This is a genomic window from Halomonas sp. AOP5-B2-8, assembly GCF_052376475.1.
GTDB lineage: Bacteria > Pseudomonadota > Gammaproteobacteria > Pseudomonadales > Halomonadaceae > Vreelandella > Vreelandella casei.
In genome coordinates, this window is record NZ_JBQSVS010000004.1 from 82240 (window position 1) to 107505 (window position 25266).

Here is a 25266-nt window from a genome sequence, read left to right on the forward strand (position 1 = left end):
CTCACGCTTTTGTCGGTTTTGTAATCAAATGGTGAGCTTAGCATTGCTGTTGTGTGTCGACGCCCGACAATTACCCGATTGGTGCACAGGGTTTTATTGGTGCATTGATAGCGTGCTTAAGCTCAGGCGTCGTGCTTAATGTTGGTGCATTCGGCTAGACTATGGTTTTTTATAATATCAATAAGTCATTGAATAAATGGCTGTAAATAAGTGTTGTGCCAATCTGGCGCACCCCTTGCAGGTGTTAATGGCTAGTGGACGTATTGGGGGAACTAACATCGCAGCCCTAAATGCGACGCCAATTAACAAGCCCCACACATAAGGGGTGCAAGGAGGTTCAAGTGATCACATTGCCATACAACACAAGCGCTCGCTCGACACACCTGAGCGCAACCCGCTCGCCGGGTCGCTTTGCGCTCGCCTTGCTAGCCGCTGTCGTGATGGGGGCCAGTGCTCAGGCCATCGCTCAAGATGCTGATCAGAGCGAAGATCCGATTAAGGTCGGCATTCTACATTCGCTCTCCGGCACTATGGCGATCAGTGAGACCGTTCTTAAAGACACCGTCGAAATGTTGATTGAACAGCAGAACGAAGCGGGTGGCCTGCTGGGTCGCCAGCTAGAGGCCGTTGTCGTCGACCCCGCTTCTAACTGGCCGCTGTTTGCTGAACGCGCCCGTGAGCTGCTGGCTCAGGAAGAAGTTGACGTTATTTTCGGTAACTGGACCTCGGTTTCCCGTAAAGCGGTGCTGCCCGTCGTGGAAGAACTCAACGGCCTGCTTTTCTACCCGGTGCAGTACGAAGGTGAGGAGTCCTCAGAAAATGTCTTCTACACCGGCGCGGCGCCTAACCAGCAGGCGATTCCTGCCGTTGAGTATCTGATCAACGAAGTGGGTATCGAACGCTTCGCGCTGATCGGCACCGACTACGTGTATCCGCGCACGACTAACCGGATTCTTGAGGCGTTTCTCAAAGATGAGTATGGCATCGCCGACGAAGACATCATGGTCAATTACACGCCATTCGGTCATTCCGATTGGCAGAATATCGTGTCTGAGCTGAGCCGTTTTGGCGAAGAGGGTAAGCGTACCGCCGTCATCTCAACGATTAATGGCGATGCCAACGTGCCGTTCTACACCGAGCTTGCTAACCAGGGCATCGATGCCGCCGATATTCCGGTCATCGCCTTCTCCGTGGGCGAACAGGAGCTTACCGGTATCGATACGGGCCCGCTAGTGGGTCATTTAGCCGCTTGGAACTACTTCATGAGCGTCGATAATGATGACAACTATGACTTTATCGATGCCTGGATCGACTACACCGGCGACGAAGAGGCAGTGACGAATGACCCGATGGAAGCACACTACATTGGGTTTAATATGTGGGCAGAAGCGGTTCGTAAAGCAGGCACCACCGATGTCGACAGCGTAAAAGATGCGATTATTGGCGTGACGGTGCCGAATCTATCCGGTGGCTACGCGGCGATGATGCCCAACCATCACATCACCAAGCCGGTGCTGATTGGTGAAATTCAAGACAACGGCCAGTTTGATATTGTCTGGCAGACGCCGTCTACCGTGGCAGGCGATGCTTGGTCGGATTACCTACCCGGTTCGCGTGATCTGATTGCCGATTGGCGCAAGCCGATGGAATGCGGCAACTTTAACGTCGTTAACGGCTCGTGCGGCGGCAGTACCGCCGTAGAAGAAGCCGAAGCGGCCCTCGCAGAATAACGATGATTTCCCTCTACGCCTGACTGAAAAGTGAGGCGTAGAGGAGCACGCTACCTTTCCCTCTCAGATAACCAAAGGAAGAACCCCATGAGGCGTTTCCTTTCCTTAGGGCTACTGTGCCTGCTGTTGTTGAGCATCACAGTCACCTCGCAAGCCCAAACGAGTTCTACAGCTAACGCTGACGCCGCCGCCCTTGAGCTGCTAGAAGCGCTGAACGTTAAATCATATAGCGCTAAAGGCGACGCCATCACCGCTATTTTGCAAAGCGATGATGAGCGCGCCCGCGATTGGCTGCAGGCGCTATTGGATGGCCGCTTACAGAGTACCGACGATGGCAGAATAGTGCTGGTGCTCGACAACAGCGGCCGCGAGTGGCCGGTTGCCGATGTACTAACGGGCGAAGCGCTGGGCCAGATGTCGCGCCGCGACTTAGATCGTATCGGCATAAATAACGCGCTGCGCAATCAGCTGCGTAGCGCCATCGCCGTGGTTGACCTTTACTCGCCTAACATTGAGCGTCGTCGCCACTCGGCAGAACGGCTATTGGGCGAAGTGGATGAAACGCTGGCCGAGCCGCTCAGTGAGCTGATTGCCGGCGAGCAGGATAGCCAGGTTGTCCGCAGGCTTTCCCAAGCGTTAGCGATCTACCAAGTGGAAAGCGGTGAGCTGGCGGGCGTTGAAGCGCTGCGTGGCAGTCTGCATCCTCGCGCCCGAGTCGCGCTAAGCCGCGCCGTGAACGGAGATGACCCCATTGTGGCAGACGCAGCGGCGAGCGCTTTGGGCAGCATTGAACAAAATCTCAAGATTAATCGTGGCTTGGAAACGCTCTACTTCGGTTTAAGTCTCGGCTCGGTACTAGTGCTGGCAGCGATAGGCCTGGCGATTACCTTTGGCGTCATGGGCGTGATCAATATGGCCCACGGTGAGCTGATGATGCTGGGCGCTTATACCACCTGGGGAATGCAGCAGCTGCTGCCCGGCCAGCCGGGGCTGGCGCTGATTCTTGCTATTCCTGCGGGCTTTATGGTCGCAGCGCTGGCGGGTATTGCCATCGAGCGCGGCGTTATTCAGTTTTTAAAAGGCCGCCCGCTGGAAACCTTGCTGGCGACCTTCGGTATCAGCTTGATTCTACAGCAACTGGTGCGCACCGTTATTTCACCGCTTAACCGTACGGTGATTACCCCTGAGTGGATGAGCGGCTCTTTAGTGATCAATGATGCGCTGTCTCTCACGCTTAACCGTATGGTGGTGCTCGGTTTTGCGCTGGTGGTGTTTGCGGCGCTGATGCTGATTATGCGCCGCACACGGCTAGGGCTTGATGTGCGCGCCGTGACGCAAAATAGGGCCATGGCCCGCTCGATGGGCATTCGCGCTACCCGTGTCGATATTATGACCTTCGCACTGGGTTCGGGCGTGGCCGGTTTGGCAGGTGTCGCGCTTTCCCAGTTGACCAACGTCGGCCCTAACCTGGGGCAAAACTACATCATCGACTCCTTTATGGTGGTGGTGTTTGGCGGCGTCGGCAATCTGTGGGGAACGCTGGTGGCGGGCCTCTCGCTGGGGATTATTAATCAGGTATTAGAACCTTGGGCGGGCGCAGTGCTGGCCAAAATTATCGTCTTGGTCTTTATCATCCTATTCATTCAAAAACGCCCGCGTGGACTCTTCCCGCAGAAGGGCCGGGCTGCGGAGGGCTAAACGATGTCATTGACGACCGAATCATCGACCAATTTTTGGCTAACACGTCCGTTCAGCGAGCGCTCTACGCAGATTTTTTTAGGCGTGCTGGTCGCTGCGCTGGCGTTAGTCACGCTGCTACATGTGGCGATACCGCCGGAAAACCCGCTGCATATTGGCGCGTATACGGTCAATTTGTTCGGCAAGTACCTAAGCTATGCGCTGCTAGCGGTGGCAGTAGATTTAGTGTGGGGCTATCTGGGTATTTTGAGCCTGGGGCACGGTGCGTTTTTTGCTATTGGCGGCTACGCCATGGGCATGTACCTGATGCGCCAAATAGGTGATCGGGGTACCTACGGCCACCCGGTGCTGCCGGACTTTATGGTGTTTTTAAACTGGGACAGCCTGCCGTGGTTCTGGCAGGGCTTCGACATGGCCTGGTTTGCCTTTGCCATGGTGCTCTTGGCCCCCGGGCTGCTGGCGTTAGTGTTTGGCTTCTTGGCGTTTCGCTCGCGAGTGACCGGCGTTTACCTGTCGATCATTACCCAGGCGTTAACGTTTGCCTTAATGCTGGCGTTCTTTCGCAATGAGATGGGGTTTGGCGGTAACAATGGCTTAACCGACTTCCGCGAGCTGCTGGGATACAACCTGCGCAACAACGATACGCGCCTGGGCCTGTTTATCGCCACCGGGGTTGCGCTGGCGCTGGGCTATATTCTGTGCCGTGCCATAGTGACCAGCAAACTGGGCCGGGTCAGTATCGCTACGCGTGATGCCGAAGCACGTACGCGCTTTCTTGGCTACCGAGTCGAGCGCTTTCAGCTGTTTGTGTTTGTGGTGTCGGCGATGTTGGCAGGCTTGGCGGGGGCACTCTATGTGCCGCAGGTAGGGATCATTAATCCCAGCGAGTTTTCACCCATTTTCTCTATCGAAATTGTGCTGTGGGTGGCCCTAGGCGGTCGCGCTACGCTTTATGGCGCGGTGATCGGCGCTATTTTAGTCAACTACGCCAAAACGTTTTTTACCGGCGTCATGCCGGATGCGTGGCTGTTTGCGCTAGGGGCGATGTTTGTATTGGTCACGGTATTTCTGCCCAAGGGTGTGGCGGGGCTGTTTCGCCATATCAAGCGGCGTAAGCGCGACGATAATAGCGCCAAACCCACCGCGCCCAAGGAGGCTTCCGCATGAGCTTGCTGCAATCGCTAACTCAGCGTGATCGGGTGTTCGACTTTATGGCGCCGCAGGATTCACCGGTGGATGTGCGCCATGGTCCTATCCTGTATATGGAGGATGTCACCGTTAGCTTCGATGGCTTTAAAGCGATCAATAACCTCAATTTGACTATTGATGATGGCGAGCTGCGCTGCATTATCGGCCCTAACGGCGCAGGTAAAACCACCATGATGGATATTATTACCGGTAAAACGCGCCCTAATAGCGGCAGCGTTTGGTTTGGCAGCCGCCATAACCTGCTTAATATGAACGAGCCAGATATCGCAAGCTTAGGCATTGGGCGCAAGTTTCAAAAGCCCACGGTGTTTGAAGCGCTCTCGGTGTTTGAAAACCTGGAGCTTGCCATGTCGGCGGATAAGCGCATTTTTCCCACGCTCACCGCCCGCATGACCGGTGAGATTAAAGACCGCATCGATGAAGTGCTGGAAACTATCGGCTTGACGGCGCTACGCCACCAGCCCGCGGGTATCCTTTCCCACGGCCAGAAGCAGTGGTTAGAGATCGGCATGCTATTAATGCAGCGCCCGCGCTTACTGCTGGTGGACGAGCCAGTCGCCGGCATGACTGAGCAGGAGATGGAGCGCACCGCCGAACTGCTCACGGGGCTTGCTGGCAAGCAGTCCGTGGTCGTCGTGGAACATGATATGGGGTTTGTACGCTCGATTGCCCGCCAAGTCACCGTATTGCATCAGGGCAGCGTGCTGGCGGAAGGCACCATGGATCAGGTATCCAGTGATCCCAAAGTGATCGAAGTGTATTTGGGTGCTGATGATGATGAGGCCGCCTGATGTTAGCCATTGAAAAGCTCAACCAGTTTTATGGCGAAAGCCACACCCTTTGGGATTTAGACCTTGATGTGCCCGCCGGCCAGTGTACTTGCGTGATGGGCCGCAACGGCGTGGGTAAAACCACGTTGTTGAAAGCAGTGATGGGCGAAGTCGCGGTGAAAAGCGGTGCGTTACGCTACACACGCGGAGAGGCGGGTGAGATCGAACTAACCCAAAAAGCCGTGGAAGCGCGTTCGCGACTGGGAATTGGCTATGTGCCCCAGGGGCGGCAGATTTTTCCGCTACTGACCGTGGAAGAAAACCTGCGCACCGGCTTAGCGGCGCGTCGGGACGGGCTGAAGAAAATCCCCGAACGGATATACGAGCTGTTCCCCGTGCTGAAAGAAATGAAACACCGGCGTGGCGGCGACCTTTCCGGTGGCCAACAGCAGCAGCTCGCCATCGGCCGCGCGCTGGTGATTGCACCCCAACTGCTCATTTTGGATGAGCCGGGGGAGGGCATTCAGCCCAATATCGTCGCGCAAATTGGCCAGGTTATTCGTCAGTTGATCAATGAGGATGGTTTGACGGTGCTACTGGTCGAACAGAAGCTGCCCTTCGCCCGCAAGTACGCCGACCGTTTCGTGATCATGGACCGCGGTCGGCCGGTCGCCAAAGGCGAGATCAGTGAGCTTTCTAACGCGCTGATTAAACAGCATTTGACGGTATAACATGCTGAACGAGGCCTTTGAAATAGTCTAGTAGCGCTCCATTGGGTGTGGCAGATTGGCGCAATTGGCCACTCTCAATGGATAAATAGGCCTGCAACCGCTAGAGTCATTGTCAATGACGTTAACCTCAATGCGGACTACTGTTAAAAAGCCCACTTATGCGTAAAAACCGTCCCTTCATACTGCTTGTCGCCATTCCCCTTACCGCCATTGTCATTTTGGGCGGGCTCATCTTTGGCAGTCAGGCGATGTCTGATCAAAACCAAGAAGGTGATATTCAGCGAGCATTAGCGACGGCGACAGCGCTTGAAACGCCTGATGACGTGGAGCTTCAGTATTTGCAGAGTGTTAACTACGGTTACGGTGTGTGCGGCCTGTACAAAACGCCGTCAGCAGAAAAAGGTTTTGCGCCCTTCTTTTATGACACGACTAACCACGACCTCGTGCTCGATATTAATTCGCGTCGATATAAGTCGAACTGTAGCCTTGGCTCTCTGTGTTAATAGCGCTTATTGACTAACGCTTGGTTAGACCATGACGGCGTCTGCTGAGTTGTCAATGAGTGTCTAATCAGGCGGTTAATACCTTGCTGTCCACAACTTAACGTTAACAATAAGGGGAAGTTAAAATGCTAAACATGCGTACTAAAGCAGTCTGGGGACTCTTAGCGTTAGCGCTGTCGGCAGGCAGCGTGCAGGCTGCTGAACCTGAAGTCACCGACGCGAGGCTGAGTCTATTGCCCGGCGACTCACCTGGTGCTGGCTACTTTAATATTACCAATACAAGTGATGAACCGCTCACCTTGGTGGGCGCAGAAAGCGCTGCATTTCATATGACCGAAATGCACGTTAGCACCACTGAAAATGATATGGCGCGCATGGAGTCTGTTGAAAAAGTCGACGTCGCGCCTGGTGAGAGTTTTGCCTTTGCTCCCAAAGGTTATCATCTTATGTTCATGCACAGAGCTGAACCGTTGGAGCAAGGCGATGAAGTGGATGTGCTGCTTCACTTTGAAAATCAGCCAGAGCTGCCGGTTACCTTCACCGTCGTTGCTCCCGGATCAATGTAAGACAGTTCTTGTGATGGATGTTTAGCGATGATTAAAAGGCTATGTTTGTTTATCGGGCTATTGTTGCTAGTAGGATGTAGCGACGAAAGTTGGCGCACTAACGACGTCTCCGACATGCTGCCGGAACTTGATTTTGATTTAGTCAATGAAGATAGCGAGGCCGTCGATGAAACAGCCTATGCCGATAAAGCCACGCTGGTTTACTTTGGCTTTACGAACTGCCCTGATGTTTGCCCTATCATGCTAGCAACCGTTGCATCAGCCATACGGCAATTGGAGGAGGGTGATCGGGACAATCTACAGGTGTTGTTTATTTCGGTTGATCCTGAGCGTGACACGCCCAGCGTGCTGCAAACATATACCGATGCGTTTGGGCCCGAGTTTATCGGCCTGACCGGCGACAGAGCGGATATAGACGCGGTCGCTAACCGATATCGTATTGCCTACGAATACGGCGAAAAGGATGAGCACGGCAACTATGAGGTCACTCACTCCAGCGCCGTTTTTGCGTTTGATCGCCACGGTAAAGCAAAATTCATGATCCGCGACAGTGATTCGATGACGTCTATTGTTGCTGACCTTAAGAACTTGGCTTCAGGCTCCTGATAATGCGTTTTTAACCACGCCAGACGTGGTTGCTAAGGCACATGTTGAAATACCTTCCGGCCCTTATGCTAGTGATAGCATAAGGGCCGGAGCGTTATTGAGCTTAGCCTAGTCGTTTTTCCTGTCTTGGACGCACAGTTAGCCAATCAAGCAGCAGCATAACGATCAGCGACGCGCCGACAAGCGGAAATAGCAGACCACCGATTGCCAAAATGGCAATCAACCCCCGGAAAACGCGTTTATCAGCCGGTAGTGGCGGTACGCCCATCGCGCGCGAGGGACGGCGCTTCCACCACATCACGCCAGCCGATACCGCCAGCAAGATAATCGCCATACAGACGGCCAGAAACAGCAGCTGATTAAATAACCCAAACTGCTGGCCCATATGCACGTTAATGCCAAATTCCAGCCAGCGACCCATGGGCCCGTAGTCGGCGTAGCTCATGTCGATCAAGCGCTCGCCAGTGTACTGGTCCAGATGCACTACGCGCTGTTGGCTAAGATCATTGGGGTAGACCGAGCCGGAGTACACCCCGGTTTCCGTGGCCGGCAGGCTGACCGCATAGCCGTGATGCAATCCCAATTCATCGAAGATGGTGACAGCACCGTCAAGGCCAATGCTCGTTGTCTGGCTTGGCCAGTGCGTGGATGTTGGAATTTGTGCCTGTTCGAGTGACCAGCTCGTCAGACTTTGCTCGTTTAAACGTGCCTCGGACATGGGCACTTCCACCCGTACACCGGCTGGATAGCCGAAATTGTTACCGTTAGCCCACTGATTAACCTGCGCGCCCCATACGCCTGACCAGGGCATGCCGGTAATGGCTAGAAAGACGATAAACCCGCCCACAAAAATACCCAGCACGGCATGCAGATCGCGCCAGAACACGCGTTTTTGGGGCTTGCCGCGCACGCTAATCACACCGCCCGCGCCTTTACGCCGTGGCCACCAAAGGTAAATGCCGGTGAGCACCAGCAGAATTGACCAGCCGCCGGCTATTTCAATCAGTTTGCGCGCCGTAGGGCCAAAGTATTTCAAACTGTGCAAATAGCGAACGGTCCACATTACCGTGCCGCGATCATCCAGCGCACCCAGCACATGGGCAGTATACGGGTCGACGTAAACCGCTAATCGCTCGCCCGCGGTTGTATTAACCGTGATTTCTGCCGAGCTTTCCGGCGTCGCGGGGTCAGTGAATTTTACAGCGGTGCCGGGGTGTGCTGTCAGGGCCGCACTTACCAGCGAAGAGGGAGGGAGCGTCGCCTCTTGAACGGCCACGCGCTTCACGTCAGCGTGTATCAGTGCATCCAGTTCGTCTTTGAAAAGATATAGCCCGCCGGTGATCGCCAGGATAATCATAAAAGGCAACACTAAAAGGCCGGCATAAAAATGCCAGCGCCAGACAGCGCGGTACAGGTCTAATGAGGCTTTGCGCCCAGCCTGTGGGGAAGAGGTAGTCGTCGACATCATCGTTTCCTGACGCGTTAGCTTGTTTCGCTAAGCGCCAATTGAATTTGTATAAGCAGCCGCCAGCCAAAAGCAATCTTTAGGCTGATAGGGCGAAGAGAAATGGGCTATACAGGTTGCGAGAACGGCGGTGCGCGAGTAAGTGCGTGAGGGTAGGTATCACAGGACTGCGTGCCCTGAGCCGGTTGCGACAGCAGTCGTTCATGGGTGATGAACGCTTGCTGGCCGATCGCGGGAAGCAAGGCTTGGGTGGTCGGAAACTGCTGCCAGACAGCGCAGTAGCCACACTGATGAAACCAGTTAAATATTGGCTCTACTGTTTCAGCCTGGCCCGCATGGTGGTGGTGGTCATTACTTGCTTGCGGCGCCGCGTGTTGATGATGGCCCCCGCCATGGTGACTAGATGGGTGGCTAGGTGGGTGGTGAGTGCCGTGATTAGCGTGATGTTGACCACCGGCTTGGTACTGCGAAATCAGCGGCCCGCCCAATAGGAGATGCATCGCCACAAACGCCATAAAAAGCGCCATGCGATACCAAAGAGTCCCTACTGAACGTGATAAATACATTTACTCGATACGCTTTGTTGGCCGTGTTGTGTTTTTTATATAGATTCTAGGATTTTAGCTGATGAGAGAGTGACAGTTGTGCGGTCAATTGCCACGTTGTGATAACCATTGCCAGGTAGGGAACTATTGGGCCGGGTTCGGAGTTGCCTGCAGTGCACCTGCGTCATGGGGCACAATGACGGTTGAAGTTATCCCCCTACGCCCGCTCGACGGGCGTAGGGGGGATGTTTTACGAGGTTAGTAGTGAAAAACAGCAGTGAAAATCAGTAGTGGACAACAGTAGCTGTTATGGCATCAGCATCGCTTGTTAAAGCTGTCTAGAAGTCCAGTGAGGCCGAAAACATAAAGGTGCGGGGGGCGCCTAATGCGAGGCTTGAGAGTTGAGGCATTGCCCAGTACGTTTTATCGGTCACATTGTTAACAGTGGCACGCAGTGTGAGTGGATAGCCGGAAAGGTTAGAGGCGTAGCGTGCGCCAACGTCATAAATAGTGTGTCCGGGGACTGATAGGGAGTTGTCACTATTAATGTACTGCTCTGACATTGCGGTGGCATTAGCGGTCAGTGTCAGCCCTGGTGCTGCGCGCAGATCCCATTCAGTGCCTAGCTTGGCTTGCAGGTTCGGTACGCCGGTTGCCTGATTACCTTGCTCTTCATCGCTCGCGGCGCGGGTGATTTCAGGATCGACATAGGCGATGCCACCCATCAGGCGCAGGTTGCTGATAGGAGTGCCGAAGAAGCTCCACTCTACTCCACGGTTCCGCTGCTCGCCCCCAACCGAGAAGGTATTGGTGACCAGATCGGTGTAGCTGCTGGGCCGCTTTATTTCATACAGGCTAAGCGTGTGTGAAAAATCACCCAGATCAAGCTTCACGCCAACCTCGTTCTGTTTAGTCGTGTAAGGCTCAAACACCTCACCCGCGTTAGCGGCACTCATAGGTGCTGTGGCCCCCTGACTGAGTCCCTCAATATAGTTGGCGTAGAGCGATACCTGGTCGGTGGCTCTGAAGAGTAGTGCTGCGGCGGGGGTGACCGCGCTTTCATCATAGCGGGAGATACGTTCGCCGGTTGCCACGCTGTAGGCATCGCTCACTACCTCCTGGCGTCGGGCGCCGAGCGTCAGTTGTATACGATCATCGGCAAACGAGAGCGTGTCTGCCAAGCCGTAGCTGTTTAAGCGTAGCTCTGTATGCATGATGTGCGGCGTGATGAATTCGGCAGCGGCGCCCCACTGCGGATCGTATAGGTTGGTGACCCAGTCCGCACCGGGGACAATTCTGCGGCCGTAGTCGTGCTGCTCATGCTCGTAATGGGTGGCATTGACGCTAATTGCGTGGCTGACGGCGCCGGTCTGGAAATGGCCGCGAAGCCCAACTTCCGCCGATGTTTTCTCGACATCGAAGGCGAGCTGACCAATGCTTGTGCGATAGTTGCCTTGATCATCAAGCACCTGGGCTAACATGGCACCGTTGTAGGTGTAGTTCGTTTCGCTTCGACCCATTGACGCGTACCCCATGATCTCGTCGGTAAAGTCGAATTCGCCACGCAATATGGCGCCCTTGTCTCGTGTGTCGGCAAAGGCCCAGTCCGGATTGATCAATGTATCGGAGTCGGGAGGCGTCGGAACTGCCAGGCCTGGGGCCAGGTTGATACCTCGAGCGGGGCCATCAATATGGTCGTCAGCACTGTACAAGTCAGCTGACAGTCGAGCTTGCTCACCGCGCCAGTCCAGCCCTAGAGAGCCCATTTGAACCCTTGGTTTCTGGTTGTCCACAGCACCCTCGCCGTCGCGGTATACGCCGTTAAAGCGAACGCCAAACTGCTGATCGTCACCCAGGCGTCGGCCGACATCAAGGTGCCCGCCAAGCTGAGCGTCGGACATATACGTGGTGGTGAAACGCGTCAGCGGTTCATCGCCAGCCCGCTTGGGAACCAGGTTAATGGCTCCACCAACGGAGCCACCTGGTGGCATCCCGCTGAGTAGTGCCGAAGGCCCCTTGAGCACCTCGATGCGCTCGAACATTTCTGGGGACGTGCGGTAGTAAGGGGCCATACCGGCCAGACCGCCGAACGTTACGTCACGTGTGCTGACGTCAAAACCACGGATCGAGTAGGTTTCGCTCCAGGCACTGGTGACGCCGTTGCTGAAGACACTCGGATCAGTCGCTGCAATCACATCGGTAATATTCTGAGCTTGTTGATCCTGGATGAAGCGGTCCGTATAGCTGATGGTATTGAAAGGCGTCTCCATAAAGTCTTTATTACCCAGAAAACCAGCCCTATTGCTGTAGGTGACTTGGCCGCCGGAATACGTATCGTTAACGGATGTCGCTTCTCCGTGTACGGTGATAGGGGCTAGGGCAGTACTACTGCGGGTCTCGGTCTCCTGGGCCTGTGCTAGAGCTTGTGAGGAAAGCAGCATGGCAGCACTCGCGCTCAGCGCCAGCGGAAAGGCGCTCCTGACGAGCGATAAAGGGCTTGAGCAAGAGGCGCAATGTGGCGCTCTCGTCGGCTGTAGGGGGCGGTGGTGGCAACGTAAGGGCATGTCGATCTCCATTTTTAAAGACAGAGGAACTACACCGCTTCAATTGAGCAACTGTTAAAAGGCTCAATGAAGCAGTCGATGAAAACGTTTTTTTTAGGTGCTCTGGGACGACGAGCCGCTAGTTCCGGTATCCGTCGATAATGTCATCCGCGATGATCGCCAGAGAGCTGACGCTGGCTGCGGTGACATACCAGGCTTCGGGGTCGACAAAGACCACCCGGTCCTTTCGCCAGGCGTTAGTTTGGCGTAACAGGGGGTTTGCCAGGCTGTCGGCACTCATGGTGGGCCGGTGCTCCATCACGGCAGTACGATCTACGACATAGATGATGTCGGGGTTAGCCTGCTGGATGAATTCGCTAGAGACCGGCTGGCCGTGCAGGCCGGTATCAATGTCAGGTGCGGCGGGTGCAACGCCTAGTTCGGTGAAGATGAAGCCGTAGCGTGACTGCATGCCAAAGGAGTGGAAGGCACCATTATTGTGCAGCAGGATAAGGGCTTTCTCAGGGCGGCCCTGGGTAACACGTCTGACTTCCTCGACGGTATGAGCCAGCTCGGCAACTCGCTGACGGGCCAACGCCTGTTTACCAAAGATCTGCCCAAGATCCATGAGATGATCCATGACAACGTCAATGTGGTTGGTCTGGCTGTTGCGGTAATCCACGTCGAAGTGCAGCGTGGGGGCGATCTGCGTCAGCTCGTCATAATCGTTGGCCTGTAATGACGTCATAAGAATGAGGTCAGGGTTAGCTCGATGCACTCGCTCAAGGTTAGGGCGTACGATAGCGCCCAGGTCTTCAATCGTCGGGTCGTCCCGGTACTTCTCCAGAAAATGGGGAATAAAGTCCTTTGGCATGCCCACCACCGGAACGTCCAACTGATCCAGAAAGTCGACTTCATTCATGTCCAATGCCGCTACCCGTTGTGGACGGTGATTGATCACAGTGCTGCCCAGCGCGTGGTGAATCGTGAGCGGTGTCATGGCCTCCTGTGCGGGCATGTCATTGGCTGAGGGTTGATCGCACCCTTGTAGCAACGCCACCAAGGCGAGTGGGAGAAAGCGTGCCAAGCGGTTGTTGAGAGATTGTTTCATTCCAGGTTTCCTGAGGGCTTGAAGTAATTACATAGATAGCCGCGTTCGTTATGGGCGATGTCGAACTTCAGGCCGTAAAGCTCACTCAAGCGCCGTTCGGTGATGACATCGGAGACGTTGCCATCGCAGTGCACGGCCCCGTCCTTCATGGCGACGATGTAATCGGAATAGTTGGCGGCGAAGTTGATGTCATGAACGACCAGGATGACCGTTCGTCCATGCTCATCGCAGAGGCGGCGAAGCGCCTGCATGATCTGAACGGCATGTTTGATATCGAGGTTATTCAGTGGCTCGTCGAGCAGTAGGTAATCGGTCTGCTGTGCAATGGTCATGGCCAGGAACGCCATCTGGCGCTGGCCGCCGCTGAGCTCATGCAGATAAGCACCGCGTAGTGTCGTCAGCGATAGAAACGACAGGGCGTCGTCAATCACACGATGGTCATGCCGAGTGAGCGTGCCACGGCTATAGGGAAAGCGGCCAAAGGCCACCAACTCCTCGACGGTCAGGCGTAGATTGAACTCAGGCGTCTGGCGCAGTGTGGCCACCTGCTTGGCATACTCACTGATGGGAATGCGCGTTACCTGGGAGCCGTCGAGTCGAATATCCCCACGAGTGGGCTTAAGCAGTCTCGCGAGCATCATCAGCAGCGTCGTCTTGCCCGCACCATTAGGGCCCACCAAGGACGTTAACTGTCCTGATGGAAAGCAGAGATTGACCGCCGATAGCACCGAACGGTCGCCGTAGGTTTTATGAAGGTCTTGAACCGTGATCATGCTGCGCCCCGCTTACGCACCATCAGCGAAAGGAAGTAAGCCCCACACACAAGGTTGACGAGGATGCCGACGGTGGTTGTGTAGTTGAAGAGATGTTCGACCAGCAGTTGGGCGAGGATGAAAAGGGCAATGGCGATGGCACAACCCAACGGCAGCGTGACCCGATGACGGTAAGTCCCGGCAAGCGCATAGGCGGTATTGGCCACGAAAATGCCCATGAACGCCGTAGGGCCAAGCAAGCTGGTCGATACAGCCACCAGCGCGGCGATCAGAAAGAGCTGGCGCTGCACGCAGCGTCGATAATCGATGCCAAGCGATATGGCCTGCTCTCTGCCCAGCAAGAGCACATCGAGCATTGGGAGGCTTTTCAGGCCCACCAGGCAAATCGTGGCCACGATCAGCGTGGCGTAGAGCAGTTGTGTGGCGTTGGCGTTACCGAAAGTGGCTTGGCTGTAACCCATCAGAATGGAAAACTCACCTGGGCTCATCTTAAGCTGAACGAACTGGGTGAACGTGGTAATGACCATTGTCAGTACCAGTCCTACCAACAGCAGGAAATAGACATTGTCTCTGTCGTCTCTAAACAGCCAGCGATGCAGCGTCCAGGAGTAGCCAAGCATCAGCAGGATCGAGAGTGCGGCGTTGCCGTGCTCGCCGAGTACCATCAGGCTGTGAGTGCCCAGCATCAGCATCAACAAGGTCTGAAACAGCAGATAGACGGCCTCATAGCCCATGATGGCAGGCGTTAATATCCGGTTACCGGTAAGGCTCTGAAACGTAATGGCGGACCAGGCGACACAGATGCCACCGATCACCATGGTGGCCAAGCGTTCAAGTCGTTTCGGGATCACATACTCGAAGTCGAAACCGGAGCGTACGAAGACAAAAGCGAGCGCAAGAGCGATCACTGCCGCCCAAACGGTGTGGCTAGCTTTGATAGTCATCACTGTGCCCTCCTGACAATCAGGATCAGAAACAGCACTCCTCCGACACAAGCCGACGTTAAGCCGATGGGCACTTCAAAGGGATAGATCAGCAGGCGTCCCGCAATGTCGCAGGCCAGCAGCAGGGTTGCCCCCGACAGTGCTACGGCGGGTAGAGTGCGAGCCAGGTTATCGCCGTAGTACAGCGCCACCAGATTGGGAATCACTAATCCGACAAAGGGGATGGCACCCACGGCGATGACCGTGACCGAGACAGTAATGGCCACCAGCATCAGTCCAATGGCAGAGGTGACGAGATAGTTCACGCCTAAACTCGTCGCCATCTCTTCGCCCATGCCCAGTACCGTGAAGCGATGAGCGTAGACGTAGGCGAGTATAACGACCGGCAGAATAAGGTAGATAATTTCGTAATGACCCTGGACGATCTTCGAAAAATCTCCCAGCAGCCAGCCCTGCATGCTTTGCAGGATGTTATGGCGGTAGGCGTAGAACTCGGCGAGGGCGCTTAGTACGCCGCCGTACATCAAACCGATGACGGGAATCAGCACCGTGTTGATGAACTTGATGCGGCGAACGATAGCGATAAAGATAACATTCGCAGCGAAGCAGAAGAGCAGGGCGGCAAGCATTCGTGATCCAACGCCAGCCGTAGGCATTAGTGGCAGCGATACGAGAATGCCCAGTTTGGCGGCATCAAGCCCACCCGAGGTGGCGGGCTCCACGAACTTATTGCGCACGATATGCTGCAGAATCACACCGCAAATCGCGAGGCCCACTCCGGTCAATGACACCGTAATCAGGCGTGGCAGCCGGCTGGCCGTCAGCGTCAACCAAGCATCATCCGACAGGGTGATGAGTTGGTAACCGCTTATCTGCCGCGCGCCGACCAGTAATGATATCCCGCACAGCAATACAAACAGGAGAGGCAAATACACGCGCATCACTGTGAGGTTTCTCGCGTTTTATCCGGGGTGATGCGCCATCCTTTGGCGGTTTGGCGTTGGCCAAGGAACGTGGCGTATCGCCCCTGCTGAGCGAGCAGTTCATCGGGCGCGCCTTGCTCAATGATACGCCCCTCATCTAGCACGATGATCTGGTCAGCCATGCTCACAGTAGAGAGTTGGTGGGCGATCACCAAGAGCGTACGTTGGCCTCTCAGTCGCACCAGCGCCTGGGTAATGATGGCCTGATTTTCCGCATCCAGTGCGGCTGTCGCTTCATCCACCAGCAGAATGGGCGCATTCTTAATGAGGGCACGGGCGATGGCGATACGCTGCCGCTCGCCGCCGGAAAGGCGGGTGCCTGCTTCGCCCACCGGGGTGTCCAATCCTTGGGGCAGGCGTTCGACGATCTCGATGACACCGGCTAGACGCGCGGCTTCCATCAGTGCGGCATCGCTGGCTTCGGGGCATCCAAAGCGAATATTGTCAGCAATGCTGCCAGCAAACAGGTAGCTCTCCTGAAAGATCTGACTGACTTGGTTCGCCAGCTGGGTGCTCGACATATCGCGCACGTCTACGCCGCCGACGAGCACACTACCGTGATCTGCATCGAAAAACCGCGCTACCAGTCGTGCCAGGGTGGTCTTGCCTGAACCTGACTCGCCGATCAATGCGGTCATGCTACCGGGCGTGATAGATAGGCTAACCCCGTTGAGCACATCGGGCTCATGCGGCGCATAGCGAAAGCGGACAGCTCTCAATTCGATGGAGGCGTCACGCGGCGGCTGAGGGGCGGTGGGCTCGGCTAAGGGGGGCGCGTCGAAAATCGACTGGATCTCTTCGAGTTGCCCTCTTGCACTGCGCAAAATGTCGCTATGTTGAGCGACATCCAGCAGCGGCTCGACGAACCGGCTTACCAGTACCAGCGCAATGATGACACTGATGATGCTCGCTGCCGTCAGCGATCCTTCTAGAAGCGTATTGATCCACAGGGTCGTGACGATCAGCAGTACGGCAAAGACTGTCTGTACTGCCCAGGCATTGAGCAGCGCCGAAAGTGCCGAGAGGCAAGCCAGCCTGGTTCCCGAACGCTGCTGTTGTTGCATGGCCTGTTCCAAGAAGCGCGTGCTGTGGTTGTTGCCACTAAAGGCGCGTAAGACGGCCTGGGCACTGGCGAACTCAACCATGCGCTGACTGGTATCGGCAAAGTGTTGCTGGAAGGCTCTGTCGGCATGCCGGGCAAGCTTAGCGGTGAGTAATAAAACCCCCAACAGCAGCGGCAGTGCGACCAGCGCTGCAATGCCCAGCGGTGTATGCAACACCAACAGCGCGGCAAGCAGGACGATAGGCGTGACAAGCCCGCTGATTACCGGTGTAAAGACGTGGGCAGGAAGCTGAGCCACCGCCATCATACCCTGCGTGGTGGCATGGCTAAGTCGCGCGGTGTTCGTCGCGGTAAACCAGCCGACCGGCAGGTGCGCGACGTGTTCGCCAAGGCGATGGCGACCCGACTGCAAGATGGCGACGCCGACACGGACGCCTGCCTGCTCCACGTGCCATCGCACGCCCCAACAGACCAGGATGCCGAAAAGCAGCGCTGCCAGCCATGCGGTGGCCACGCTGAGTTGGCCGATCAGGAGGTAATTGAGAAGCGGAATAAGGGCCAAGATGGTCAGACCGCTTAGCACACCATAGACAATGGCCAGCCCGAGATAGCGACGTAAAAGCGCGGTGTCGTCGCCAAGCAGTTGATTGAGCATTTTCAGCACGCTGCCACCTTCGATTCCAGTGAGTTTGTTATCTCTTCCAGTGCCCAAAGGCGAGCATAAAGACCCTTGCTGGCTAGCAGTTGGTCGTGATCGCCTTGCTCAGCGACCTTGCCGTCATCGAGTACCAGAATGTGGTCGGCGTGCATAATCGAATTTAGGTGATGCGAAATAATCACAAGCGTGCGCCCCTGGGTTAAACGCGAAAGTGCCTGCTGAATGGCCAGTTCGTTGCTGGCGTCAACGGCTGCTGTCGCCTCGTCCAGCACCAATAGAGGCGGATCAAGTAATATGGCGCGGGCGATACTGACACGCTGCTGCTCGCCACCTGACAGTTGAATATCCTCGCCAACAATCGAGCGATAGCCTTGAGGGAGCGCTGCAATACGTTCGTGAATATTCGCCGCGCGAGCGGCATCCTCGATTTCCTGTTGGCTGGCCGAAGGTCGGCCCAACGCAATGTTGTCACCAATGCTGGCATGGATAAGACGCACGTCTTGCAGAACAAAACCAATACGCTGGTAGAGCGTTGACATCTCAAGATGGCGCAGATCCACCCCGCCTAACGTAATGCGCCCATGGGTGGGGTCAAAAAAGCGCAGCATCAGCCGTGCCAGGGTGGACTTGCCCGCACCAGATGGGCCAACAATTGCCGTCACGCTGCCAGGTGCAAGCGTAAAGTGAAGGTTAGATAGCCCGTTTTGAGCGTTGTCATAGACGTAACTGACGTTTTCAAAGCGTACTTCATGGTTGTTTGGGAGCTGGCGCTCATCAGGGGGGATTGATGACAGCACCGGCGTTTCAAGCAGTGCCATGACGCGCTGGGCGGCGCCAACGGCACTGCCTAAGTCGTGCAGCAAAGTATGCAGTAGCAGTAACGGAGCGCAGATGCCGGGTGCTACCAGAATGAAGGGCACCAGATCGACCGGTTCTGACCAGCCATTGGCGACGCAAAATATGCCAAACGTGAGCGTCAGACCCAATATCGTCCCCGTTGTCACCATCGCATGGACATGCGCCATAGAAGCGACCAGAGGGCGGGTAAATTGCTCAAAGGCATGAGCAAAACTATCCACGGCGGCTTGGTAGCCACGATAGGCTTGTCCGGTGGTACCGAAGGCCTTGACGACGGGAATGCCACAGACAAATTCATTGATGGCGTTATTCATGCGCTCAAGCTGGGCAATAAACTCACCCATATTGGCTTTGCCGGCTTGCATCAGCCGGCGCAGGAAAAGAAAGAAACCGGGCAGCGGCAGTAACGTAATCACGGCGATTTTCCAATCCAGCGCGAGCAGGTAGATCACCGAGATCAGTAAGGCGCCAAGCACGCGTCCTACCGCCGTGTAAAAGTGCGCGGTCAGGCTGTGCAGCGTCGCAATATCGTCTTGCATCGCCTGTTTTACATCGCCGGATGCACGGCTGGTAAACCAGCCAAGCGGTGCTTGGGACAAGCGCCGCATAACAGCCAAGCGTAACTGGTAGGTGAGTTGGTTATCCGCCAGATGCGCGACCAGCTCGCCCAGGAACATGCACCCCATGCCGACGAAAAGGCTCGCGACGCTGGCGGCTACCACCCAGCCGATTTCACGCATGCTGGCGGTTGATAACGTCCAGGCGGCGCCTGGGTCAGACACAAGAATCTTGGCGATATGTGCCATACCGGCAAGCGGCACCATCGTTAATATCGTGCCGATGCCCGCCAGCATTGCCGCGGCAAAAAGCCGTGTGCGTATAGGGGCCAGCACTTGGCTGATGGGGCTCTTACCTTGGGATTTCGATGTATCGTGCGTGCTCATGAAGCGTTAGTACTCGGCCATAGGGGGTTATCGAACCTGCATAGCAGCAATCTGTAACGAGAATTAGTCGCGTTTAGTTAGGCTAATAGATAATTAGTTTCATGGCAATAAACTAATTAATATAATTGCATGTCAATCAACTAATTGACCCTAAGGTGAGTGAGTGGCTAGATAGGGGACGTCAGCGATCAAGGATGCAATATGACAACGCAACAGCCAGTTAAAGCACGCGGGCGGCCGCCTACCATCACGCTTGAGCGTATTGCCAATGCGGGTATCGAAATCGGTCTGCCCAACATCACCTTTGTTGGGGTGGCCAGCGCGCTAGGCATCAGCCATATGGCGCTGTATAAGCACGTGACGAATCTCAAGGCGCTGAAGAGGTTGGTGGCCGAAGAGATTTTTCGACGCTGGAGCATTCCGCGCGCTCGTCGAGAGGAATCCCAAGCGCTTCAGGCGTATCTGTTCACCTTTGCCATGTCGATAGCCGAGTTTGTCAAAGCGCACCCAGGCCTAACGCCCTACGTAATCCGTCGCTTGGCGGCGACCCAGCCCATGATTGAAAAAATCCATGCGCACCAAGCGCATATTGCGGAGGTCTATGAGATTTCCCAGGCCCAGGCGCGTTGGCTGCTTGCGACGGTCGCCTTTCACTGTTTTGCCGTGGCAGACACGATTTACTCGGTGATAGGACAGGCGCCTGATGACGCGGTAGATCGTGCTGAAGAAGAGGCGGAAATGGAGATTGATCTAGCGCAAGGTATGCAGGCGCTGATTACCGGCGCGCTAGTTATACTGACCGAAAACTCACTTGAGGAAGCTCACCATTCCGCCCTTTGAGAGCCGGTAAAATGGTTAGGCCAGAGTCGCTAAGCAGAGTCGCCAAGTAGAGCCGCGTCCTGCGGGCTAGGCTTTGTACGAAAAGTCGGCGAGCGAAGGCAGTTTTCGTACAGAGCCTAATGTCACGTTTGCAAGGTGATGTCTAATACGTTGCCCACACCTCTCTCCAATACCTGGCTCCTTCACTCCCTTGCGGCAGAGCGGTTGTCTAGCCGCGTTATCCCCTTTAATCGATATATTTACCTGCTTATGCAGCCCCGTTGGCAGCATAAGCAGCGCCTGTACGTTCTTGTTTGGTGCAAATTGTTATTTTTTTGATCTTTTGTGGTGCATTGAAAATTTTTAGGTGTAGGGAGAAATTGTTTAAGTCATTGTCTTAGAGCTGGAAAATAATTTTTCACCATTTTGGCGCATTAATTGCACTACTTAGCTAACGGCTTACTGAAAGGAAGCGATAGCTAATTATGATGCTATGCGATATCGCAAAATCTCCCCTTGCCTCTGGCCACCGCTTTGATCAAGGCCGCCACTGGGCGGCTTCGTTGGACTTACGTTTTGCCCAGCGCGACGGCGTTACCCGCATGGTACAGGCGCGCCACCAAGGCCCGCTGCGGGTGCAACGGCCGTTTTACCCAGAAGGCCGAAGTGAGGCGTGCCATGTGTACGTGCTTCACCCACCGGGCGGACTGGTGAGTGGCGATGCGCTTACCATTAGTGCTCATGTAGAGAGCGGTGCCCATGCGCTGCTGACGACTCCGGCTGCCAATAAACTCTATAAAGCCGACAGCCAAGGCGTTGCCTGGACTCAACATACCCAGCTAAGCGTGGAAGATAACGCGATTCTGGAATGGCTGCCCCAAGAAACCATCGCCTTTGATGGCTCGAAAGGTGAGCAGCGCACGCATATTGCCCTACACGGCAGTGCTCGCTGCTTAGGTTGGGAAATGATGGCGCTGGGGCGCCCGGCAAGCAATTTGCCCTACGTTTCGGGGCGCATTGAACAACACTTTCGGCTCACGCTAGATGGCAAACCGCTGTGGTTAGAGCGCCAGCCGTTAGACCCGCTACACCCACGCTTTGCGGGGCGCTGGGGGCAAGGTGGTGCGACCGTACAAGCTACCCTCTGGGCGGTAGGTATTGCTGATGCACCTGCCGCTATTGATGCCCTGCGCGAGGCGTTGCCGGATAACCCTCGTTGGGCCGTCACCGTGCGTTACGGCGTACTGCTGCTGCGCTACTTGGGTCATTCACGCAATGAAGCCTGGTCGCTGTGCGAGCAGGCCTGGCGGCTACTGCGTCCGCGTTGGATTGAGCGTGAAGCGCATACGCCGCGTATCTGGTTAACCTAGGGCTGTGGTGGACACAACCCTAACGGCCGGTTCTTACCAATCCCAGTTCAATGAAACGGTGGCACTACGCGGTTCGCCCAGCCAGTACTGGCTATAAAAGCCAATTTGCTCGTAGTAATCCTTGTCGAAGAGATTATTGACGTTTAGCTGAGCGTTCAGATTGTCATTGAAGCGGTATCTGGCCATCAGGTCGGCAACAGCATAAGCATCCTGGCCGACCTGCACACTACCGTTCGGGCTAGAGGCAGCGCGCGAGATATCACTTTGCCAGCGCACGCCACCGCCCACGGTCAGGTCGTGCCATGTGCCCGGCAACTGGTAGGCGGTAAACAGCTTAAGCTGCTGGCGCGGGTGGGACGTATTGGTGCGTTCTCCCTGGGCCGTTTCTGCCTGCGCTAAGGTGTAGCTCGCGCTCAGGTTCCAGCCAGGCTGCACCTCACCGATGAGTTCCAGCTCCAGCCCGTTAACTTGATTACCATCAATGCTTCGGTTTGCCTGTGTACCGGGCTGGCCGATAACCTCTACGCCCGGGATCGCTTCAGCGGCGTTATTTTGCTCTGTTCTGAACACGGCGACACTGGCATCCAGCTGGTCTCGCAGCAAGCTGGTTTTAGCGCCGATCTCATAGCTACGCCCCTGCAGAGGATCCAGCAGTGAGCCGTCTTCAAAGCGAGCGTTCTGAGTCTGAAAAATTTCTGTAGCGCTCGCGTATAGCGAGGTATGCTCGGTCACGTCATAAACAAGGCCTGCATAGGGCGTTAGCTCGTTGCTATAGCGATATTGCCGCTCATCGCCGAAGTAGTTTTGATCCAGCTCCCAGTCACTCAGGCGTGCGCCGACAATCAGGCTCAGCGGGTCACTGAGTGAAAAGCGTGAGACCACATAGCCGCCGCTTTGAGTGACGCGCATGCTATCAGCGTTAGCAAAATCTCCCCATGCGGGCTTGGCAACCACGCTGTCGCGCCAGTTGAAGAAGCTACCGGCATCCGGCGCTGCACCCGCGGGTGACGCGGTCAAAATATCGAAATCGTCCTCGTTATACATCCAGCCTATGCCCAGCTCATGCTGGCGCCCCAAGAGGCCAAAATTGCCCTCTGCGGAGAGATTGACCGTTTGCTGAGTACGGTTGCCGCGGTAGTTCAAGTAAGAACTCGACATGCCAAGGCCGGTATCTCGGTCGGGGTAGCCGCCACGGTATAGGTACTGCATGCCGTAGTTACCGTCGTTATGGCTGTAGGCCGCCCGCAAGGTCCAGCCGTTATCCAGCGTGTGGCTGAGGTCTGCAAACGCGCGCGTGGTTTCGTTATAGAACGTTGACCAGGCGGTATTGTTAGAGGCACTGCGATCAAAGTCGGTGCGGTCGCCATCGGCGTAAAAAACGGGCACGCCAGAGCCCATGCCATCAGAGTCATTGCGCTGGTATTCAACGCCTGCCGTTAACTGCGTCGCAGACGACAGTTCACTGCTGATCACGCCATATAACGTGTCGTGATCATCTCCCTGGTGGCTAATAAAGCTGTCATTGCGATCTTTGGCAGCGACAAAGCGGATGCCCGTCGTGCCATCGCTGGTTAACGGTGTCGAGACATCAGCGCTTATCCGGCGTCGATCCCATCGCCCTATGCTGGTAGAAAGCGAGATTGCCGCGTCAGGCAGCGGGCGTTTGCGGATAAAATTCACGCTCGCAGAGGGGTCGCCTGCACCCGTCAAAAGCCCCGTCGCGCCGCGTACTACTTCCACACGGTCATAGATAGCAGCATCCCAATCTGTATCCCCAAAATTCCAGAAATTGTTGATGGGAATGCTCAGCCCATCGAACTGAAAGCTGCGAATCGTGAAGCCGCGTGCGGAATAGCTCATACGGTTACTATCGGCACGACTGGGTGAAACGCCAGGTACCTGAGCGAGCACGTCACCGCTGGTTTGTAATGCTCGGTCATCAATCTGCTGGCGGGTAATGATGCTAACGGATTGCGGCGTTTCACGAGGCGTCAGCGACAAGCCCGTTGCACTACGGCTAGCCGGCACCGTGTATCGCTGCGTGCTTTCGCTATTATCGGCAAGCCGCTCTCCGGTAACGACAAGATTGTTGAGCGTCTCCTTTGCATCCGCCAATGCGTGAAGGGGATATGCCAGTAATAAAGCAGTGAGCGTTAGACGGGGAAAAGATGGCATCGGTTATTCTTCTCAAGTGAATTTTTTAACAATTGAGAATTATTCCATTAATGGAGTGGGAATAGTTATGCCATCTCAGCCATGCGTTATGCGCAATCGTCAGATCGCGTCAAATGCGGGAACTTTCATTCAGCCCGCCTGATGGCATAAACCGCCGGGTGAGATGCCATACAGCTTACGAAAAGCCGTAATGAAATTACTGGCGTGACGATAGCCACTTAGGTGAGCAGCCTGTTGCACGCTATGACCACGCATGAGCAGCTCCTTGGCTAGCGCTAAGCGGCGCTTTCGCAAATAGTCGATGGGGGCTAATCCGTAGGCCAGCTTAAAGTGGCGTAACAGGGTGCTTGGGCTCATCGCTGCGTGCTCGGCCAAACGGGCTAATGAATGATTCAGCAGCGGTTCTTCATCCAGCCAGCGACGAACTTGTTCAAGGCGCTCCTGGTAAGCGCATAGGGGTGGTGCTATGCATTGCTGGGGCTGAGCCGACATGCTTTGCGCTAATACCTGTAACGCTAGTCCTTGAAGCTGTGTGCGCTGAGCAAGCTCTGAGCCAACACGGTCGCATCCTTCTTCAAGAGCGAGGCGTAAGCCGGCACTCAATCGCCACGTATGAGACATGGTTTTAGCAGAAGATGCGCCACACCAGCTATTGATCGCCGGTTTCTGCAATGAAAGGCATAGCGTGCGCAGCCGTTGATTGGCGGGGTGAAGAGCGCTGAGAGTCCGCTCCTCCGTCAGTCGCAAACAGCATGCCTCGCCTTCGGTTAGCCAGCGGCGCTGGCCTGAAATATCAAAATGGACCCGGCCTTCTAGCAGCACGACAATCAATAACGTTTCACTGCCCTGTGAGCAAGATCGGTAGGGGCGCTTAATGTCGAGATCGGAAATGAATAGCCCCATCCCGTCCATCAAGTCATGTTCTTCTACGCGGCCAATAGCAACGGCTGCATGAGGCAGGTAAGTGGGGGCGGCATTCACGTCGGGGAAGCGATAGTCGATGCAATAGCGACGGCCATAGTCCAGAAAGTGATTGATGGTGTAGCGTCGAGAGACCGTCACGTTATGGGAATACCGCTATGAATAGGTCCTTAAATGATAATGGTTTTTATTTATTTTTTGAAGACGGCATATGCTTAAATTCTTGGTAACGCCAAAATGCACTATTTTGGTGCCTGGGCGGGGTGGGTTGATTGATTTGG

The 25266-nt window shown here is 55.4% G+C and carries 21 protein-coding genes; 10 read left to right on the forward strand and 11 right to left on the reverse strand.

Going from position 1 to position 25266, the window contains the following annotated elements:
- Window positions 1-440: 440 nt before the first annotated feature.
- The 8 genes from urtA (at window position 441) to ACT3RP_RS10550 (ending at window position 7813) form a co-directional block, all read left to right on the forward strand.
- On the forward strand, window positions 441-1730 hold the full coding sequence (gene urtA / locus ACT3RP_RS10515) for an urea ABC transporter substrate-binding protein (protein ID WP_444672020.1): 1290 nt from the start codon (window positions 441-443) through the stop codon (window positions 1728-1730).
- 87 nt (window positions 1731-1817) lie between these two features.
- Window positions 1818-3428: an urea ABC transporter permease subunit UrtB gene (gene urtB, locus ACT3RP_RS10520; protein WP_096277239.1), complete on the forward strand. Its 1611-nt coding sequence runs from the start codon at window positions 1818-1820 to the stop codon at window positions 3426-3428.
- Between the two features lie 3 nt (window positions 3429-3431).
- On the forward strand, window positions 3432-4595 hold the full coding sequence (gene urtC, locus ACT3RP_RS10525; RefSeq protein ID WP_096277241.1) for an urea ABC transporter permease subunit UrtC: 1164 nt from the start codon (window positions 3432-3434) through the stop codon (window positions 4593-4595).
- Window positions 4592-5428, forward strand: a complete 837-nt coding sequence (urtD, locus tag ACT3RP_RS10530; RefSeq protein ID WP_483393746.1) for an urea ABC transporter ATP-binding protein UrtD — start codon at window positions 4592-4594, stop codon at window positions 5426-5428. Before urtC ends, urtD begins: the two co-directional genes overlap by 4 nt.
- Complete coding sequence (urtE, locus tag ACT3RP_RS10535) at window positions 5428-6138, forward strand: urea ABC transporter ATP-binding subunit UrtE (protein WP_096277245.1); 711 nt, start codon at window positions 5428-5430, stop codon at window positions 6136-6138. The genes urtD and urtE overlap by 1 nt, the downstream gene beginning before the upstream one ends.
- Before the next feature lie 158 nt (window positions 6139-6296).
- The gene (locus tag ACT3RP_RS10540; protein ID WP_096277247.1) at window positions 6297-6641 is read left to right on the forward strand and encodes a hypothetical protein; all 345 of its coding nucleotides are present in this window, start codon (window positions 6297-6299) and stop codon (window positions 6639-6641) included.
- Between the two features lie 125 nt (window positions 6642-6766).
- Window positions 6767-7207 carry a copper chaperone PCu(A)C gene (locus ACT3RP_RS10545; RefSeq protein WP_096277250.1) on the forward strand — a complete coding sequence of 147 codons (441 nt, stop codon included), beginning with the start codon at window positions 6767-6769 and terminating at the stop codon, window positions 7205-7207.
- 27 nt (window positions 7208-7234) lie between these two features.
- Complete coding sequence (locus ACT3RP_RS10550; RefSeq protein ID WP_096277252.1) at window positions 7235-7813, forward strand: SCO family protein; 579 nt, start codon at window positions 7235-7237, stop codon at window positions 7811-7813.
- A 103-nt stretch (window positions 7814-7916) separates the two neighbouring features.
- Here ACT3RP_RS10550 and ACT3RP_RS10555 read toward each other — a convergent pair whose 3' ends face one another.
- From ACT3RP_RS10555 to ACT3RP_RS10595, 9 genes are all read right to left on the reverse strand, one after another.
- Window positions 7917-9278 (reverse strand): PepSY-associated TM helix domain-containing protein, encoded by a 1362-nt coding sequence (locus ACT3RP_RS10555; RefSeq protein WP_483393747.1) that lies wholly within the window; start codon window positions 9276-9278, stop codon window positions 7917-7919.
- Window positions 9279-9385: 107 nt separating this feature from the next.
- Window positions 9386-9844, reverse strand: coding sequence for a hypothetical protein (locus ACT3RP_RS10560; RefSeq protein WP_483393748.1), 459 nt, complete (start codon window positions 9842-9844; stop codon window positions 9386-9388).
- 317 nt (window positions 9845-10161) lie between these two features.
- The gene (locus ACT3RP_RS10565) at window positions 10162-12264 is read right to left on the reverse strand and encodes a TonB-dependent receptor (RefSeq protein WP_275542730.1); all 2103 of its coding nucleotides are present in this window, start codon (window positions 12262-12264) and stop codon (window positions 10162-10164) included.
- 241 nt (window positions 12265-12505) lie between these two features.
- Window positions 12506-13453, reverse strand: a complete 948-nt coding sequence (locus ACT3RP_RS10570; RefSeq protein ID WP_483393749.1) for a siderophore ABC transporter substrate-binding protein — start codon at window positions 13451-13453, stop codon at window positions 12506-12508.
- A gap of 20 nt (window positions 13454-13473) precedes the next feature.
- On the reverse strand, window positions 13474-14250 hold the full coding sequence (locus ACT3RP_RS10575) for an iron ABC transporter ATP-binding protein (RefSeq protein ID WP_096277262.1): 777 nt from the start codon (window positions 14248-14250) through the stop codon (window positions 13474-13476).
- Window positions 14247-15194 (reverse strand): iron chelate uptake ABC transporter family permease subunit, encoded by a 948-nt coding sequence (locus ACT3RP_RS10580; protein WP_096277264.1) that lies wholly within the window; start codon window positions 15192-15194, stop codon window positions 14247-14249. Before ACT3RP_RS10580 ends, ACT3RP_RS10575 begins: the two co-directional genes overlap by 4 nt.
- On the reverse strand, window positions 15194-16135 hold the full coding sequence (locus ACT3RP_RS10585) for an ABC transporter permease (RefSeq protein ID WP_444672022.1): 942 nt from the start codon (window positions 16133-16135) through the stop codon (window positions 15194-15196). Before ACT3RP_RS10585 ends, ACT3RP_RS10580 begins: the two co-directional genes overlap by 1 nt.
- A complete protein-coding gene (locus ACT3RP_RS10590) occupies window positions 16135-17895 on the reverse strand; it encodes an ABC transporter ATP-binding protein (RefSeq protein WP_225734247.1) in 1761 nt (586 codons plus the stop codon). The genes ACT3RP_RS10585 and ACT3RP_RS10590 overlap by 1 nt, the downstream gene beginning before the upstream one ends.
- A gap of 2 nt (window positions 17896-17897) precedes the next feature.
- Complete coding sequence (locus ACT3RP_RS10595; RefSeq protein ID WP_444671815.1) at window positions 17898-19700, reverse strand: ABC transporter ATP-binding protein; 1803 nt, start codon at window positions 19698-19700, stop codon at window positions 17898-17900.
- 201 nt (window positions 19701-19901) lie between these two features.
- On the opposite strand from ACT3RP_RS10595, the gene ACT3RP_RS10600 reads away from it, so the two are divergent.
- Both ACT3RP_RS10600 and ACT3RP_RS10605 read left to right on the forward strand, forming a co-directional pair.
- Window positions 19902-20540 carry a TetR/AcrR family transcriptional regulator gene (locus ACT3RP_RS10600; protein ID WP_096277272.1) on the forward strand — a complete coding sequence of 213 codons (639 nt, stop codon included), beginning with the start codon at window positions 19902-19904 and terminating at the stop codon, window positions 20538-20540.
- 464 nt (window positions 20541-21004) lie between these two features.
- Window positions 21005-21889 carry an urease accessory protein UreD gene (locus tag ACT3RP_RS10605; protein WP_096277274.1) on the forward strand — a complete coding sequence of 295 codons (885 nt, stop codon included), beginning with the start codon at window positions 21005-21007 and terminating at the stop codon, window positions 21887-21889.
- 33 nt (window positions 21890-21922) lie between these two features.
- On the opposite strand, the gene fauA is transcribed toward ACT3RP_RS10605, so the two are convergent.
- Complete coding sequence (fauA, locus tag ACT3RP_RS10610; protein ID WP_096277276.1) at window positions 21923-24064, reverse strand: TonB-dependent alcaligin siderophore receptor FauA; 2142 nt, start codon at window positions 24062-24064, stop codon at window positions 21923-21925.
- Between the two features lie 129 nt (window positions 24065-24193).
- Window positions 24194-25126 carry a helix-turn-helix transcriptional regulator gene (locus tag ACT3RP_RS10615; RefSeq protein WP_096277278.1) on the reverse strand — a complete coding sequence of 311 codons (933 nt, stop codon included), beginning with the start codon at window positions 25124-25126 and terminating at the stop codon, window positions 24194-24196.
- Window positions 25127-25266 lie beyond the last annotated feature (140 nt).

Excerpts from the sequence above, each read along its gene's own strand:
- urtA (WP_444672020.1), top strand. The coding sequence starts at position 441 with ATGGGGGCCAGTGCTCAGGCCATCGCTCAAGATGCTGATCAGAGCGAA.
- urtB (WP_096277239.1), top strand. The coding sequence starts at position 1,818 with ATGAGGCGTTTCCTTTCCTTAGGGCTACTGTGCCTGCTGTTGTTGAGC.
- urtC (WP_096277241.1), top strand. The coding sequence starts at position 3,432 with ATGTCATTGACGACCGAATCATCGACCAATTTTTGGCTAACACGTCCG.
- urtD (WP_483393746.1), top strand. The coding sequence starts at position 4,592 with ATGAGCTTGCTGCAATCGCTAACTCAGCGTGATCGGGTGTTCGACTTT.
- urtE (WP_096277245.1), top strand. The coding sequence starts at position 5,428 with ATGTTAGCCATTGAAAAGCTCAACCAGTTTTATGGCGAAAGCCACACC.
- ACT3RP_RS10540 (WP_096277247.1), top strand. The coding sequence starts at position 6,297 with ATGCGTAAAAACCGTCCCTTCATACTGCTTGTCGCCATTCCCCTTACC.
- ACT3RP_RS10545 (WP_096277250.1), top strand. The coding sequence starts at position 6,767 with ATGCTAAACATGCGTACTAAAGCAGTCTGGGGACTCTTAGCGTTAGCG.
- ACT3RP_RS10550 (WP_096277252.1), top strand. The coding sequence starts at position 7,235 with ATGATTAAAAGGCTATGTTTGTTTATCGGGCTATTGTTGCTAGTAGGA.
- ACT3RP_RS10555 (WP_483393747.1), bottom strand. The coding sequence starts at position 9,278 with ATGTCGACGACTACCTCTTCCCCACAGGCTGGGCGCAAAGCCTCATTA.
- ACT3RP_RS10560 (WP_483393748.1), bottom strand. The coding sequence starts at position 9,844 with ATGTATTTATCACGTTCAGTAGGGACTCTTTGGTATCGCATGGCGCTT.
- ACT3RP_RS10565 (WP_275542730.1), bottom strand. The coding sequence starts at position 12,264 with ATGCTGCTTTCCTCACAAGCTCTAGCACAGGCCCAGGAGACCGAGACC.
- ACT3RP_RS10575 (WP_096277262.1), bottom strand. The coding sequence starts at position 14,250 with ATGATCACGGTTCAAGACCTTCATAAAACCTACGGCGACCGTTCGGTG.
- ACT3RP_RS10580 (WP_096277264.1), bottom strand. The coding sequence starts at position 15,194 with ATGACTATCAAAGCTAGCCACACCGTTTGGGCGGCAGTGATCGCTCTT.
- ACT3RP_RS10585 (WP_444672022.1), bottom strand. The coding sequence starts at position 16,135 with ATGCGCGTGTATTTGCCTCTCCTGTTTGTATTGCTGTGCGGGATATCA.
- ACT3RP_RS10590 (WP_225734247.1), bottom strand. The coding sequence starts at position 17,895 with ATGCTCAATCAACTGCTTGGCGACGACACCGCGCTTTTACGTCGCTAT.
- ACT3RP_RS10595 (WP_444671815.1), bottom strand. The coding sequence starts at position 19,700 with ATGAGCACGCACGATACATCGAAATCCCAAGGTAAGAGCCCCATCAGC.
- ACT3RP_RS10600 (WP_096277272.1), top strand. The coding sequence starts at position 19,902 with ATGACAACGCAACAGCCAGTTAAAGCACGCGGGCGGCCGCCTACCATC.
- ACT3RP_RS10605 (WP_096277274.1), top strand. The coding sequence starts at position 21,005 with ATGATGCTATGCGATATCGCAAAATCTCCCCTTGCCTCTGGCCACCGC.
- fauA (WP_096277276.1), bottom strand. The coding sequence starts at position 24,064 with ATGCCATCTTTTCCCCGTCTAACGCTCACTGCTTTATTACTGGCATAT.